This is a genomic window from Nocardia noduli, from assembly GCF_019038455.1.
Classification (GTDB): domain Bacteria; phylum Actinomycetota; class Actinomycetes; order Mycobacteriales; family Mycobacteriaceae; genus Nocardia; species Nocardia noduli.
In genome coordinates this window covers 15,370-29,291 of record NZ_JAFMPL010000102.1, presented here as the reverse complement: position 1 = coordinate 29,291, position 13,922 = coordinate 15,370, and the positions used below count along the sequence as shown (strand labels likewise).

General features: G+C 67.4%; 13 protein-coding genes. 10 read left to right on the top strand and 3 right to left on the bottom strand.

The window, feature by feature from the left end:
- The first annotated feature begins 230 nt into the window (after positions 1-230).
- The 10 genes from JZ792_RS42770 (at position 231) to JZ792_RS33720 (ending at position 11,726) form a co-directional block, all read left to right on the top strand.
- Positions 231-359, top strand: coding sequence for a hypothetical protein (locus JZ792_RS42770; RefSeq protein ID WP_256461528.1), 129 nt, complete (start codon positions 231-233; stop codon positions 357-359).
- 188 nt (positions 360-547) lie between these two features.
- Positions 548-1,672: a GAF domain-containing protein gene (locus JZ792_RS33760; RefSeq protein ID WP_216916958.1), complete on the top strand. Its 1,125-nt coding sequence runs from the start codon at positions 548-550 to the stop codon at positions 1,670-1,672.
- Positions 1,673-1,841: 169 nt separating this feature from the next.
- Positions 1,842-3,368, top strand: a complete 1,527-nt coding sequence (locus JZ792_RS33755) for a flavin-containing monooxygenase (protein WP_216916957.1) — start codon at positions 1,842-1,844, stop codon at positions 3,366-3,368.
- Complete coding sequence (locus JZ792_RS33750) at positions 3,365-4,702, top strand: NAD(P)/FAD-dependent oxidoreductase (RefSeq protein ID WP_216916956.1); 1,338 nt, start codon at positions 3,365-3,367, stop codon at positions 4,700-4,702. The genes JZ792_RS33755 and JZ792_RS33750 overlap by 4 nt, the downstream gene beginning before the upstream one ends.
- Positions 4,699-6,003 (top strand): oxygenase MpaB family protein, encoded by a 1,305-nt coding sequence (locus JZ792_RS33745; RefSeq protein WP_216916955.1) that lies wholly within the window; start codon positions 4,699-4,701, stop codon positions 6,001-6,003. The genes JZ792_RS33750 and JZ792_RS33745 overlap by 4 nt, the downstream gene beginning before the upstream one ends.
- A complete protein-coding gene (locus JZ792_RS33740; RefSeq protein ID WP_216916954.1) occupies positions 5,979-7,028 on the top strand; it encodes a porin PorA family protein in 1,050 nt (349 codons plus the stop codon). The genes JZ792_RS33745 and JZ792_RS33740 overlap by 25 nt, the downstream gene beginning before the upstream one ends.
- 244 nt (positions 7,029-7,272) lie before the next feature.
- Positions 7,273-8,961, top strand: a complete 1,689-nt coding sequence (locus JZ792_RS33735) for an enoyl-CoA hydratase-related protein (RefSeq protein WP_216916953.1) — start codon at positions 7,273-7,275, stop codon at positions 8,959-8,961.
- Positions 8,962-9,115: 154 nt separating this feature from the next.
- Positions 9,116-9,352, top strand: a complete 237-nt coding sequence (locus JZ792_RS33730; RefSeq protein ID WP_216916952.1) for a hypothetical protein — start codon at positions 9,116-9,118, stop codon at positions 9,350-9,352.
- A gap of 65 nt (positions 9,353-9,417) precedes the next feature.
- On the top strand, positions 9,418-10,506 hold the full coding sequence (locus JZ792_RS33725; protein WP_216916951.1) for a hypothetical protein: 1,089 nt from the start codon (positions 9,418-9,420) through the stop codon (positions 10,504-10,506).
- Between the two features lie 1,031 nt (positions 10,507-11,537).
- Positions 11,538-11,726 carry a hypothetical protein gene (locus JZ792_RS33720; RefSeq protein ID WP_216916950.1) on the top strand — a complete coding sequence of 63 codons (189 nt, stop codon included), beginning with the start codon at positions 11,538-11,540 and terminating at the stop codon, positions 11,724-11,726.
- Between the two features lie 249 nt (positions 11,727-11,975).
- Here the strand turns inward: JZ792_RS33720 and JZ792_RS33715 are convergent, their stop codons facing one another.
- From JZ792_RS33715 to JZ792_RS33705, 3 genes are read right to left on the bottom strand one after another with little or no spacing between them, the layout of a single operon-like run.
- On the bottom strand, positions 11,976-12,827 hold the full coding sequence (locus tag JZ792_RS33715) for a helix-turn-helix domain-containing protein (RefSeq protein ID WP_216916949.1): 852 nt from the start codon (positions 12,825-12,827) through the stop codon (positions 11,976-11,978).
- Positions 12,824-13,369, bottom strand: a complete 546-nt coding sequence (locus tag JZ792_RS33710; RefSeq protein ID WP_216916948.1) for a DUF6879 family protein — start codon at positions 13,367-13,369, stop codon at positions 12,824-12,826. The genes JZ792_RS33715 and JZ792_RS33710 overlap by 4 nt, the downstream gene beginning before the upstream one ends.
- A 7-nt stretch (positions 13,370-13,376) precedes the next feature.
- Positions 13,377-13,691 carry a hypothetical protein gene (locus JZ792_RS33705; protein ID WP_216916947.1) on the bottom strand — a complete coding sequence of 105 codons (315 nt, stop codon included), beginning with the start codon at positions 13,689-13,691 and terminating at the stop codon, positions 13,377-13,379.
- Positions 13,692-13,922: the final 231 nt, after the last annotated feature.

Genomic DNA, 13,922 nt, shown 5'->3' with positions numbered 1-13,922 from the left:
GCGCCGATCTCGGGGACGGGACCGCGCTGGTGGATCTGGCCTCGGGCGATCCCCGCGACCGTGTCATCGGTGCGCGGCGTTCGCGGCCGCCGGTGCGTCGGCGGCGCGGTGCGGGGTTGTTCGGGCGGGCGAAGGGCAGCCACGGGCGCGGCGGGCGGGGAAATGGTCATGGATGAGACCGATTCGAGCCCGGTCGGGCGAGTGCGGCGGCGTGAGGGCGGTGGCCACCGATGAGTGTGCTGTTTCTGCCCGGCCTGGCGGTGGCGGTGGTGGTCGTCAATGCGGCGATCGTGCTCGCCGCGCCGATGCGCGCTGCGGTCGCCGAGGACGGTGTGCGATCGATGACAGAGCAGGAGTAGTCCACGGTGATCGGATGGGTTTTCGCGGCGATATCGGTGGTGGTGGCGGTGCTCAACGTCGCGCTGGTGGTCGGTGGTCATCGGCCACGGTGCGCGCGGGCGGGGGCGTCGTGCCCGAGCTGCCCGCCGGGTCGGCGGCGGCGTGACACCCCGGCGCGGTTGGCAAGTTCGGGTGGGCGGTGGCGGTCATGAACGAGCCGGTCTCGGCCCTGCCCGATCCGCCGCTGTCGTCGAGCGAGTCGGCCGTGGTGGCGGGTGCGGTCAGTCCGTGGGTGTTGGTGGAGATCACGCGCGATCCGGCGATGCGGTGGGTGCTGGCCGAGGGCGCTCAGCCGCGCCGTTTCACTCGCCTGTCGCGTTCGCGGGTCGCGGGTAGTAGCACTGTGGCACAACAGCTTCCGAGTGCGATCGCCGAAGTCGTGCTCAATCGGGTGCCGTATGTGAAGGTGGCCTATCCGCCGGGTGGCAACCATATGCGGATCATGGTGGTCCCGGTGTTGGGGCCCGCGTCGGTGGATCCGGCGGTGATGGCGGTGCAGGTCTGGGCGGGCCCGCGTGCGCGGGCGACACCGGCGCGTCCGTTGGTGGGCACGATGGTGTGGCAGGTGCTGCGCACCGGTGTGGGACTTACTTCCCCGGCGCTCGAGGTGTTGCTCGATTCCGGTGCTACCCAGGCGCGGTCGCGGTCGCTGCCTGATCTGATGCGCCATTTCGAACAGGTCGAGGACCGGGCGGGATTGTTGGGGTTGTTCGACCCGTCGCGGCCGATGGGCCGCTGGTCGGGAACCGCGGTCACCGCCGGGGTCGCGACCGGTGCGCGCCGGAATCTGTTCCTGGCCGCGCGTTCGGTCGGCCACGGGCCGCATCGGATGGTGCGTGCGGTGGTCACCGACATCACCGACGGTGATCGCGTGGCCGAACCGGCGATCGCGACGCGGGTGATGCGGGCGCTGCCGATCAAGGGCCAGCACGGGATCGGGTTGATCGATGTGCGTACCGGGTTGGTGCACGAGTGGCTGCGTCCCGGGCCCGCGCCGTTGCAGCGCTGGATCGGGGAGCTGCCGGTCGTGCATCCCGACGATGTCGCCGAACTCGCCGCGACCCGCGCCCGGCTGCTCGATGGGGTCGGGTCCGCGAGTGGCAGTTGGCGACTGCGTTTCGACGACACCGAGGCATGGGTCACGGTGACGGCGCAGTGGACGGTGCTGACCCGAGAGCACGCCCCCCAGGCGATGCTCGATATCCGCGTCACACCCCCGGCAGTGGCGGGGGATCCGGACCGATCCCGCGCCCACGGAGGGCGGCGGTCGTGAACATCGTGAGCGCGGCCCGCGCCCCGCCCGCCGACGAGGGTGCACCTGGGAATGGCGTGATCGAGGACGGGCCGATCCCGCAGACACCCCGGGTGCGCGGTCGAGTCCGGCGAGCAACAGCAACAACGAAAGGGGGTCCGAAGAACAGCCGAATGTAAAGGCACACAACATGAGTCAACAATTATCGGACGTGGTCGACGTCGCGATCATCGGTGCGGGTTTCGCCGGGATCGGGATGGCCGTGGGGTTACGTGAGGACGGGATCACCGACTTCGCGATCTTCGACAAGGGCGATATCGGGGGAGTGTGGCGCGACAACACCTACCCCGGATGCCGCTGCGATGTGCCCTCGCACCTGTACTCGTTCTCCTTCGCTCCCTACCGCGGGCGGCTGCGATATCCCGACCAGCCCGCGATCCTGGACTACCTGCACCAGGTCGTCGAACGCTTCGATCTCACACCGCACCTGCGCCTGGGGACCGCGATCGAAGCGGCCCGCTACGACGACGCGACCGGCACCTGGACGTTGACCACTACCGGCGGGGCGCGGATCGGCGCGCGCACGGTCGTGTTCGCCGTCGGTCTGCTGCACCGACCCCACATTCCGGTCCTGCCCGGGCTGGACCGGTTCACCGGCGCGGCCTGGCATTCGGCGCGCTGGGATCACAGCGTCGAGTTGGCCGGGCGCGATATCGCGGTCGTGGGTACCGGCGCCAGCGCGGTCGGGTTCATTCCCGAGCTCGCCGAGCGCGCGCGCTCGGTCACGGTGTATCAGCGCACGCCGACGTGGGTGCTGCCCAAACCCGGGCCGCGGTTCGGTCGGTTGACCGGTGCGGCGATGAAGTACCTGCCCGGGATGCATGCGCTGTATCGGTCGGCGATCTTCCGTGGCGCGGATCTGGTGTTGGCGCCGATCATGACCGGCGGCTGGTCGGCGCGCCCGGCGCGCTGGCTGGCCCGCGCGCACCTGCGCCGCCAGGTCGCCGATGTGCGATTGCGGGCGGCGCTGACGCCCGAGCATCGCCTCGGTGCCAAACGAATCCTGCTGTCGAGTGACTACTATCGCGCGTTGTCACGCGAGAACGTGGAACTGGTCACCGCCGGGATCGAAGAGATCACCGCCGACGCCGTCCGCACCACCGACGGGCGGGTGCGCCGCGCCGATGTGCTGGTGTGCGCGACCGGGTTCCGGGCCAGCGAGTTCCTCGCACCGATCCGGATATTCGGGCGCGGTGGCCGCGATCTGCATCGCAGCTGGGCCGGGGGAGCCGAAGCGGTACTGGGTACCGCCGTGGCGGGATTCCCGAACATGTTCCTCATCGCCGGGCCCTCGACGTTTCTGTCCAGCGGCTCCAACATCGGCGGCAAACAAGCCCAGATCGGGTTGATCCGTGCCGCACTCGCCTGGCGTGAGAAGACCGGGGCCCTCGCGATCGAACCGAGCACCGAGGCGATGTCGCAGTACCGGGGATGGCTGGACCGGAAACTGTCGTCGACCGTGTGGCCCGACGGCGGACCGAGCTGGTACAAGACCGAGCAGGGGCGCACCATCGCTCCCTGGCCCGGCACCGCCGCCGCGTTCGCCCGCGCCTGCCGCCGCGATCCGGCCACGATCTTCGTCCCCGCACCCACCCCAGTCCCGGTGCCGGACGCGGGCGTCGACCGGGGCGCGGCCGCCGTCGGGGTGCCGCGATGAGCAGGCAGAACGCTACCCGGGGACGGGGGACAGCGGTGGTCATCGGCGGCGGGCTGGCCGGCACCCTGGCCGCGTGGGCGCTGCGCGGGGTCGCCGAACGGGTCGTGGTCGTCGAACGCGACCGATACCCCAGCGGGCCGGACTTCCGTGCGGGGGTCCCGCAGGCACGCCACGCGCACCTGCTGCTCGAGGCGGGACATCGGATCATCGAAGAACTCATGCCCGGCATCGGCGCCGAACTCCTGGCGGCCGGAGCGAGCAGGATCGCGATGTCGCACGAGCTGCGCTGGCTGGGACCGGCCGGGTGGATGGCCCCCCACGACAGCGACGTCGCGTTCTACTCCTGCACTCGCCCGCTACTGGATTTCCTGGTGCTGCGCCGCGCCCGCACCGACCCGCGCATCGAGTTCCGGGAGAACACCGACGTCATCGGCTTGATCGGGACCGCGCGGGTCATCGACGGCGTGAACGTGCGCGACCGAAACACACGCTCGCAGAACAGGATCGAGGCCGAACTGGTCATCGATGCCTCGGGACGGTCCTCGCGGGTGCCCGACTGGCTCGCCGGGTTGGGGTGCGCGCCGATCGCCGAGGAGATCGTCGACGCGGGGGTGTCCTATCTGTCACGCCTGTACGAGCGTCCCCCCGAGACCGATCCCGGATTCAAGGCCCTGTACTTGCAGACCCGCGCACCCCAGCATCGCTACACCGGTTCGCTGTTGCCGGTCGAGGAACGGCGGTGGCTGTGCAGCGTCGGCAGTATCGCCACCGAATCCCTGTCGGGGGAAACGGGATTCGAGGTGCTGTTGTCGCGGATGCGTGACCCGATCCTGGCCGAGACCCTCGCCGGGGCGCACCCGGTGGGGCCGGTGCGTGCGTTTCGGCCCAAGCCGAGCGTGCGGCGCCACTACGAACGCCACGCCGCCCCCGACGGGCTGGTCGTGCTCGGTGACGCGGGGACCAGTTTCAATCCGGTGTTCGGCCAGGGCATGAGCGTCGCCGCGCTCGGAGCGTGGACGCTGCGCCAAACCGTTCGACGCCACAACAGCATCGGACACCGCGCGGCGCGCGCAACCCGACACACCACCTCGAAATCATCACGTGACGCCTGGTTGATGTCGAGTTCGGAAGACACCCGATTCCCCGAAACCCTCGGCGGGCCCACCGGCCCGCTCACCGGCTGGCTGCACCGATACCTCGACCACGTCCTGGACCGCGCGACCCACGACGCCGCGGTAGCCGCGTCCTTCGCCGAGGTCATGTCCCTGGTCGCCGCACCCACCACCCTGCTACACCCGAGAGTCCTGGCCTCGGTCCTGCGGGGAATCGGTTGAGAGACAACACCATGCGCCCACCACGACTGCCGAATCCGCCGCTGCTGAGCACCGGCCCGTTCGAGCATGCCACCCGAACCCTCGCCCCGGGCGACATCGCCGCCACCGCCGAACAACGCGAGGCCTACCTGCGCTACACCCACCTCGGTGACCCGGCCGCCGACGAGGTCGTGGCCATGTTCGCGCGCCTGCCGACCGGACAGGGCAGAGCATTGTTCGAGCGCGCGCTCGAAGAAGGAATCGAGGCCCTACCCGAGCCGCCCCCCGAACTCACGGCCTTGTTCGAGCAGGTGAGGATGCCGTACTGGGTCGACACCGATCGCCTCGACCACGCCTGTCGGGTCATCGCCCGCACCGGCCCGCTCGCCTACACCTCACTGTCGATGCTCGCGCTGCTCGGCGGCTACCTCGCCTCTCGTGTCACCAAGACGCTGACCAGCACCGGGACGTTGCAGCGCATGGCGCCCCGGCGGCTGGCCGAGACCGGTATCTGGTTCTCCGAGGTCACTGCCGCCGGGGGACTGGAGCGGTTCGCGCCCGGCTGGAAGAACACCCTGCGGGTCCGGATCCGCCACGCCACCGTCCGCGCGGGCCTGAGCCGACGACCCGACTGGGAATTCGAGGAATGGGACCACCCGATAAACCAGAGCCAGCAATGCGGAACCGTGCTCATTTTCGCGATGGCGTTCATCACCGGATCCCAAGCGGGCGGAATACATTTCAGCCACAACGAACGCGACGCCGTCTACCACATGTGGCGCTATATCGGATTTCTACTCGGCACCGATCCAGTTCTGCTATTCACCGATGAGCACGATGCCTGGAGGCTTTTCTGGCTCCAAGCAGACTATGAATTCCGCCGACCCGACCACGACTCCCGCAATCTCGCCGCCGCCCTGATCGCGGCGATCGGCCCGTTGCTCGTCGGTGACGGCCGCGACCTGGCCTCGCGCGTCGGGCGAAGCACCGTCACCGAGTTCATGTCCGCCTACGCGCGCCTGGTCCTGGGCAAGGACAACGCCGACTTCCTCGGCCTGTCCGACCGGAAACTGTTCCAGCACATCACTGTTGGGGCGGCCAAGGCTGTCGCCGCATTGGAGTACCCGCGACGTGTGGTTCCCGGGGCGACCGGCTGCGCGGAACGACTCGGCCGACGCGCGAGCCTGGCGCTGACTCACCGCATGGCCACCAGGCAGGCCCCGACTTCGCCGCGTGTGCTCGGCGGCGCGAGCGACCCCTTTTCATCGAATATCGGAAAAGACAAGGAAACACCTAGATGCGCCAGAAACGTTTCACCATAGCCCTTTCCGCGATCGGCATCGTCTTGATCGCGGCCGCGCCGGTCCTGCATTTCGGGGTGGCGCCCGCCCTGACGAAACTCCCCGAAAGTTTGGACGACACCACCCGATACGACGGCAGCATGTCGGTCCCCGACCCGAACGCGCCGGGAAAACTGATCGAGCAACCGATAGTCCTGGAACGCCGCATCAAAGCCGACTCCGTGGACGGCTCCTCGGCCGTGATCACCGTCAGCGCGGACCTTTTCGCCGCCCCCCGAAGCCAGGCGGCCCCGCTCTCGCGGGAGACCCACACCTACGCCGTCGACCGCGCCGACTTCGGCCAGGCCAACCCGCCCGCCGGTGTCGCGGTCACCGACCAACTCGGCGCGGCGGTCTTCGCACTGCCCCAGGGATTCGCCACCACCGGCAACCGCCTGTTCGACGCCAACACCCGCACCGCCGTTCCGCTGGTCCACGAATCCACCGACGAGATCGCCGGACGCACCGCCGAAACCTTCCACGCCCGCAGCAGCGGCGCGGTCGCCGACCCCGCACTGCTCACCCAACTGCGGACCGTGCTGGGTGCCTCGTTCGGCACCGACGGAACCTCCATACCGGCCAGCGCGCTGACCGGTATGGGGATCCCCGCCGAGACACTCACCGCGTTCGGCGCCACGATCCCGGTCACCCCCGTGATTGCCACCGACTGGCGCATCAGCGCCGACCGCCGGTTCGGGCTGGTCCTGGACCTCGAACAGCAGGTACAGATCGACGCGGTCATCGGAAATTCCACCGCCCCGATCCTCATCACCCCGCTACAGCGACTCAACGCCCGCACCAACGACACCGAAATCACCGACATCGCCGCGACCCTGGACACCAACGCCAACAAGCTCGACGCGATCCAGTGGTGGATCCCCCTCGCCGCGGCACTCATCGGAATCGGACTGATCGTCATCGCCATCGTCCGGCGCACACCCGCCACAGCACCGGCCACACCCAACCAACTCGATACCCCCGACCTCATACCGGCCGAATCCAGATGAAACCCGCAGCCCGACCGGGGGCCCTCGCGCGACCGGCACACCGCCGAGCACGCCCGATCCTGTCGACCGATTCGCGAATCGATCTGTAGCCCAGCCACATCCGACCGAATAGTGCCGGAGTCCGGCACCCGGGGGCGTCCCGACCCAGATTGGGCCCCCGGCGACCACGACAAGTACTCGCGGGATCGGTCGCGGACAGCGCTGTCCGCGACCGACCGCCCTGCTCGATGAGGAGAAACCGACTGTGCCCCAACGCATTCTCTTGATGTCCAGTGCCCCCAACGCAGCGACCCAACGCGCGGCGCTCGCACTGGGTGGCCACGGCCACCAGGTCCGCACCGCCGTGGTCGCCGACGCGGCCGACATGGCTCGCGCGGTCGCCGCGAACGACTTCGACCTGATCATCTGCCCGTATCTGACCACCGCGATCCCCGCCGACATCTACCAACACCACCGCACCGTGATCATCCATCCCGGCCCGGTCGGTGACCGAGGACCCGCCAGCCTGGACTGGGCACTGACCGAAGGCCACACCCGCTGGGGTGTCACCGCGATCGGCGCGGTCGCCGAAATGGACGCCGGGCCGATATGGGCCTGGCGCACCGTCGCGGTGCAGTATCCGCAGACCAAATCCACCCTCTACAACACCGTCATCGCCGACGCCGCCATCGAATGCATCCTCGAAACCGCCGCGCACGCCGAAGACCCCGGATTCACACCGACCGACCAGGCCGACGCGCCGCGCCCGGTGCCCGGCGCCCGCACACGCCCGCCGATGCGCTACCAGGATCGCCAGGTTCCCTGGACCGCGCCCGGGGCCACGATCCTGGCCCGCATCCACACCGCCGACGGTTCTCCCGGGCTGCGCGCCGAACTCGCCGGACACACCTTCCACCTCTACGACGCCCACCCCGGACGCAACCAGGTTTCCGCCGAACCCGGAACCATCATCGGCCGTCGACACCACGGCATCGAAATCGCCTGCGGGGCAAAGGAAACGATCTGGGTCGGGCACCTGCGCGCACGCACGCGCAACTCCACGACCTGCAAAGGACCCGCCACCAGCGTGCTCGCCCACCTCGGAGTCGACCTCGACCACGTGCCCGTGGCCGAAGGCTTCGACGACGACATCGTCTACCACCGCGACGGCGACATCGCCACGCTCACCGTCACCGCCTACAACGGCGCCCTGACCACCGGCCAATGCCACCGCCTCGCCGACGCACTACACACCGCCGACCAACAGGACACCGACGTGCTGGTCCTGCGCGGCGGCACCGGGCACTTCTTCCTCACCGGAATCCACCTGGGCGCAATCGAACTCGCACCCGACCCCGCCGCCGAGGGATGGGACAACATCCGAGCGATCAACCGTGTCTGCTACGCCTTGTTGAACTGCCGCCAGATCACGATCGCGGCCATCACCGGCAACGCCGGAGCCGGAGGCGTCGCGCTGCCGCTGTCGGCCGACGTCGTCGCCGCTCGCCGCCGAGCCACACTGTCCCCGGCCTACCAACCCATGGGACTGACCGGCTCAGAACTGCACACCCTCACCCTCCCACATCGGGTCGGCCCGGCCACCGCCCGAGAACTGCTCGAAACCGCCCAAGCGCTCGACACCACCACCGGCCACGAAATCGGCTTGCTCGACCACATCGGCCCCGACGACAACACCGAGTTCGACCGCTGGCTCGACGAACTCGCCCACCGCTACGCCACCGGGTCCCTGCACGAGCAGACTCTGCACCGCAAAGCCGCGCGTCTGGCCAGCCTCGCGAAACCGCCCAGCGCCTACGAGGCCGCCGAACTCGCGGCCATGGCAGAAGACTTCTTCGCCGACCGACACCACTTCCACAGCCGCCGACAACGGTTCCTCAGAGTCGGCCCCGGCACCCACACTCCGCGACGCCCCCACGTACTCGCAGGCCATTGACCCAGCCACCGTCGACAAGACCAGACACCGACGTCCCCGAGGCACTTCCACCAGGTCCAGCACGACAATCCTCGAACCTCGGCGCCTGGCCCGTTCGGGGTGCACAGTCACAAGTGAACACCGCCGCGCCACACCAGCCATCCGGGAACAAACGATGCCCCCACCACGCCTGATCTCCAGCACCGCCGCCGAGTTGCTGACCTTCTTCGGCAAATGCCCGCAATGTCGATACTCCGCGACCGCCACCGAAACGGTCCTGCGCTACGACAACGACACCGTCGACACCAGGATCTACCTCTCCTGCGGACAGCCCTGCGGGTGGACCACACAAGTCGCCCCCGACCACACCGGGTCCTACGGCTTTACCGCCGCCGGACAACCGGCTCCCTGAAAACTATCGACCCGCAAACCTGCAAACAGGTTGGGGCAGCGCCCATCACGGGCCACCATGGTCACGTGAAAGACTTGTGGATGCACGGTTCGATATCGCCGAGCGCCGAAACTTACGAGCCCGACGAGCCCGGCGTGCTCGACACGATCACCGACGGCGTCCTCTTCGAGGTCGAAGCAGTCCCCACCGCAGGCGCGGAGTTCGACAACCGAAGAGCAGTGAGTTTGTTGCTGCGCGGCGAACTCGTCGGCTACCTCGACTCCGACATCGCCGGTGACATGCATCCGCTGATCAGGCAGGCGAACTCGCTCGGATTCGCGGTGAAGATGACAGCCAGGATGCACGCCGCCTACATTCCTGGCTGGGATCGATGCCTCGAACTGCGAGGAACATGGCCCAGCCATCTGAGGGCATGGCTGTCTCTGCCCGCGCAGCTGCGCGGTACGGAGTTCTTCGAAATCGAATGGGTCCGGGCACTCTGGGGTGAGGAGTTCCAAACCCAACGCCACGCCATCCTCTCGGGCACCGACCAGCTGATCACCGAGTGTCGACTCACGCTCCATGCCAACAGAGCCGAGGTCGACGTCTCCGTGTCGCAGATACCCGTCGCCACCATCAGCGCGGGCTACGACGACGAATGCGCCGACGCGGTCCGCCGCGTCGAATCCGGTCAGCACCGCGGCTACGCCAAACTCCGCCGCACCGACGACGGGCACATCGTCGTCGGTGTCAGCATCGCCGAATCCGACAACACAACCGGCCTGCAACACCGCCCCGAATCGTTTCTGTGGCCCGACGAACAAGAAGCCGAAGAGGCTGAGGAACGCGCACGATTCGAACGCGCCAGAATCGCAGCTCTCGTCGACGGCAAAGACTTCAACGCATGGGCGGACACGGTGCAGACTCTCAAACGTGGCGGGAAGAACAAGGCCGCGATCGGGCTGCTCGAACGCATGCTCGACGCCCAGCACGCAGCGTGCTCGATCACCGGAGACCTCCCCGCCGCATGGGTCACCGAACAAGCCGCCATCGTCTACCGCAAACTGGGCGACAACCAGGCCGAAATCGCTGTCCTGCAACGCTATCTAGCCAGATTTTCGGCAGGCCGCGGACCGGACAAAATCAGAACGCGCCTTCGAAGAATCCTCGACTAGCCCCAGCAACCGAACACGGCGCCGCCAGGGGTGGACATCCAGTCGACTTGCCCGCCGTTCCCGGGTCCAGGGTGCGGTCAAGCCTTGCAGGTGACGGCGGGTTTCCTGCGTGTCGCCGAGCTCGCCTGCCATCCGCCCACAGTCCGGCTGGCGCTCCCTCAAACCAGCTGGTGCACCGTAGCTTCCGAGTATCTTCCGCGTGTATGAACCACTTCGGGGAGTCCGTGGACCGCGAACTCGCACGACGTCATGGAGAGGCAGCGCAGCGCATCGACGCGGCCGCCGAGAATGAGCGAAACTGCGCCGCAGCGGCCCGCAATCCGTAGGCCACAACTTCGGTCGTCGCGCGCAATGGTCACAGCAGGGCTCGATCACCACATTATTGGCATCGAGTAGCCGAAGCGGTACCCACCCACGCAAACATCCACATCCGGAATCGCCAGCCGAACCAGATCCGTTCCGTGCCTTCGTCGCGCATGGGCCGTGGGCACAATGCGAATCGTCATGGAGAAGCAATCCCATGCAGATGCTGGCCGAACTGGCATCTCACCGGAGGGGATAACAGGGAGCTTCCGCTCACTCAGCGCGCCTCAGGGCTCGGCGTCCCCGCGACCTGCCGGACATCGCTCGAATTCCACGCGAATCAAGATCGAAAACAATCAGATCTTTGTGATCTATCACACACTCGCAGCGGTCGGCGAATTACGAAATGCCATCCTGTCACTTTTTGTGACCTGGCAAAACTCTGGCAAACTCGTATACGAATGTAACAAGACCTCCATGCGACCCGCCCGAATTGGTGACCCAAGTCACATAAAAGTCGTGTCGCTCGACAGACGTAAGCGAGTGTGCGGCAGGTGTTTTCGCAGGTGGGAGACGCTAACCTTGCCTGTATGGAGCACCCGCTTCATACACACATCCCAATTCGCACCCCGCTGGAAACCACCGGTAGGACTGCGAATTGGGCCAGCCCCGATCGTGTCAGCGAATCGAGGCTGGTGTGAATTCCTCAGCTCACCCAAGGAACACAATTGAACACTCTACCTGTTGACGACGAATCCGACCCCGGACGCCAACCCGAGCCCGAACGCCAGTCCGACTGGCTCATGCTCACTGCGGCCACCGCAGTCGCTGCGGTGGTGACCTATTTCCACGGGTGGGAGGCGGGCACAACCGCCTTCAGCTGCACGCTCGCCGGATTGGAGTATCGGCGCTCGTAGCTCGTGGTCACGATTTGTACAGCGGTCGGATGCTGGTATCCGACCGCCGTCAGATCGGTCTCTGCCCCATACAACTCGAGCACATTCGAGTGCCTCGGAACCCCCGGATTCTTGAGGCCGAGCAAGCTCCGTGGCGGCGCGATGATGTTGCCTCTTCGGCAACGACAACCTGTCCAACGGCGAATGGCCCTCGTTCGACGAATTTACGCATGAGAGGTAGTCAGGGCATCCCTCTGCGGTACCGCCTCCTCAACCGCCCGACAAACCGTCCAGGGCAGCGGTGATCAGGTCGCGGGCGGCGCGCCCGCTCGCGGCTTGGCGGTAGAGCGCCGACCATGCCTTCTCGTAGTAGACCAACTCGCGTGGTGCGGTGATCGTCAAACCAGCCGAGATGGTTTCGACCTCGGCGGTATCGTTGTCGAGTAGCACGAAACAGGTTGTCGTATAGACGAAGTCGGCTTGTCTGGGAATGATCGCCAGGTGTAGGCGGGCGTTGTCGAATCCGGTGTCGAGCAGGTGCCGCAGCTGGGCGGCCATCACGTCGGGGGAGCCGACGGTGGTGTAGAGGGCTTGTTCGCCGAGCAGGATCACGATGCGGCGGGTGCCCTGGCGCAGGATCTGCTGGCGGTCCATGCGAGCGGCCACAGCGCGGTCGAGGTCGGAGTGTCCACCGACGAACGCGATCGCGGTGCTCAGCAGGGCGCGGGCGTAGGGCTCGGTTTGCAGCAGGCCCGGAATGAGAGCGGGTTCGTAGTTGCGGATGCAGCGTGTGCGGGCTTCGGTGTCGATACGACGGCGCTGCTGTTGGGCGTGCCCGGCCGACGCCAAGCGCCGCCATTCGGTCCACAACGCTTCGACATTGGCCAGCGCCGCGCGCAGGTCCGGAAGCAACAGTGCCGCGGTGTCGGGTACACAGATCTCACACCAGGTGACCAGATCCGCCTCGCTGGGCAGTTGTCGGCCGTGCTCGATGCGCGAGATCTTCGACGACTGCCAACCGGCCGCCGCCGCGAGCGCGACCCCGCTCAGGCGCGCGGCGGTGCGGATCTCGCGCAGCCGCGCACCGAAACCCGCGCGCGCGGCCTCGACGCCACCGTTCATCCGGACCCGCCGGGCCTATATCGTCGGTGCGGGATGGCTTTGTCCCACAGCCCGTCCCGGATGCGGACGCAGTGCTCAACGATGGCGGGGTCACCGGTCAGCGCGGTGCCGGTGAAGTCACCGGCACCGGTGAACAGGGTGAACGCGACCTCGCGGTCGTCGATGAGCCACCATTCGTCGCTGGTGTAGGCCTCGGGGGCGACCTGGTGGCGGCCCAACCAGCGAATGTCCTCCCCGAGGCCGATATTGCGGTCGGTCATCGAATGCAGGAACCGCACGTAGTCGGTGTGGGGTTCGGTCACGATGCGGACCCGCCGGAAGGTGACCCCGCGGCCGGTGACCTCGGTGACCAGCTCGTCCCATTCCTGCCACGACGGCGGGTAGGCATCGGGTTCGAACGGGGGGAGCCCGGCCAGGACCCGGCGCATGGGTTCGGACTCGTCGGCGACCTCGCTGTGGTCGTCGGACACTTCGAGGTGGAACGCGTCGCGGCGCGCACCACGCAACAGCTCGTTGGTTTCCTCGATACTCAAATGCAGCATCGGTGTCTCACCACTGCCAACGGCTGGCCGCGACGGGAACTTCGACGGCGGTCTCGTGGTCGGGGATCTGCATCTGTGCCAGCACCTCCGGTGCCGGTGTCGCACCGGCCACGATGAACGAACCGGTGCCGGTATCGCGCAACTCGGCCCCGAGATAGGTACCGGGCCGCACGAATTTCAAGAGCATGTGCGGGATTTCGACCTGCCCCGGCGTGCCCGGCACGATGTAGCCCTGGGTCAGATACACCCCGCGTTCGGGGTCCTCCCAAAGCCGGGGACTTCCGGTGTTGTTCGTCGGTCCACCTAATAGTCGCAGCGCCATGAGAAACCTTGCCTTTGCGTGAGCCGTGCGGACAATAGCTCCATCCTCGGCATCAACCAGGCCCGGCGACAAGTCAGCGCGCAAAGTCGCGCAAAACTCTTCTGCCCGAGCGCCCGGGGGTTCTAGCGTCGGACGGTGACGGTCCGAGTCCGGATGCGTGAGCCGCCCCTCTCTCGGACCGTCACCCGCCTCACGCCTCCGACACGCCAGCACCGTGCTCCTGCCGTCTTC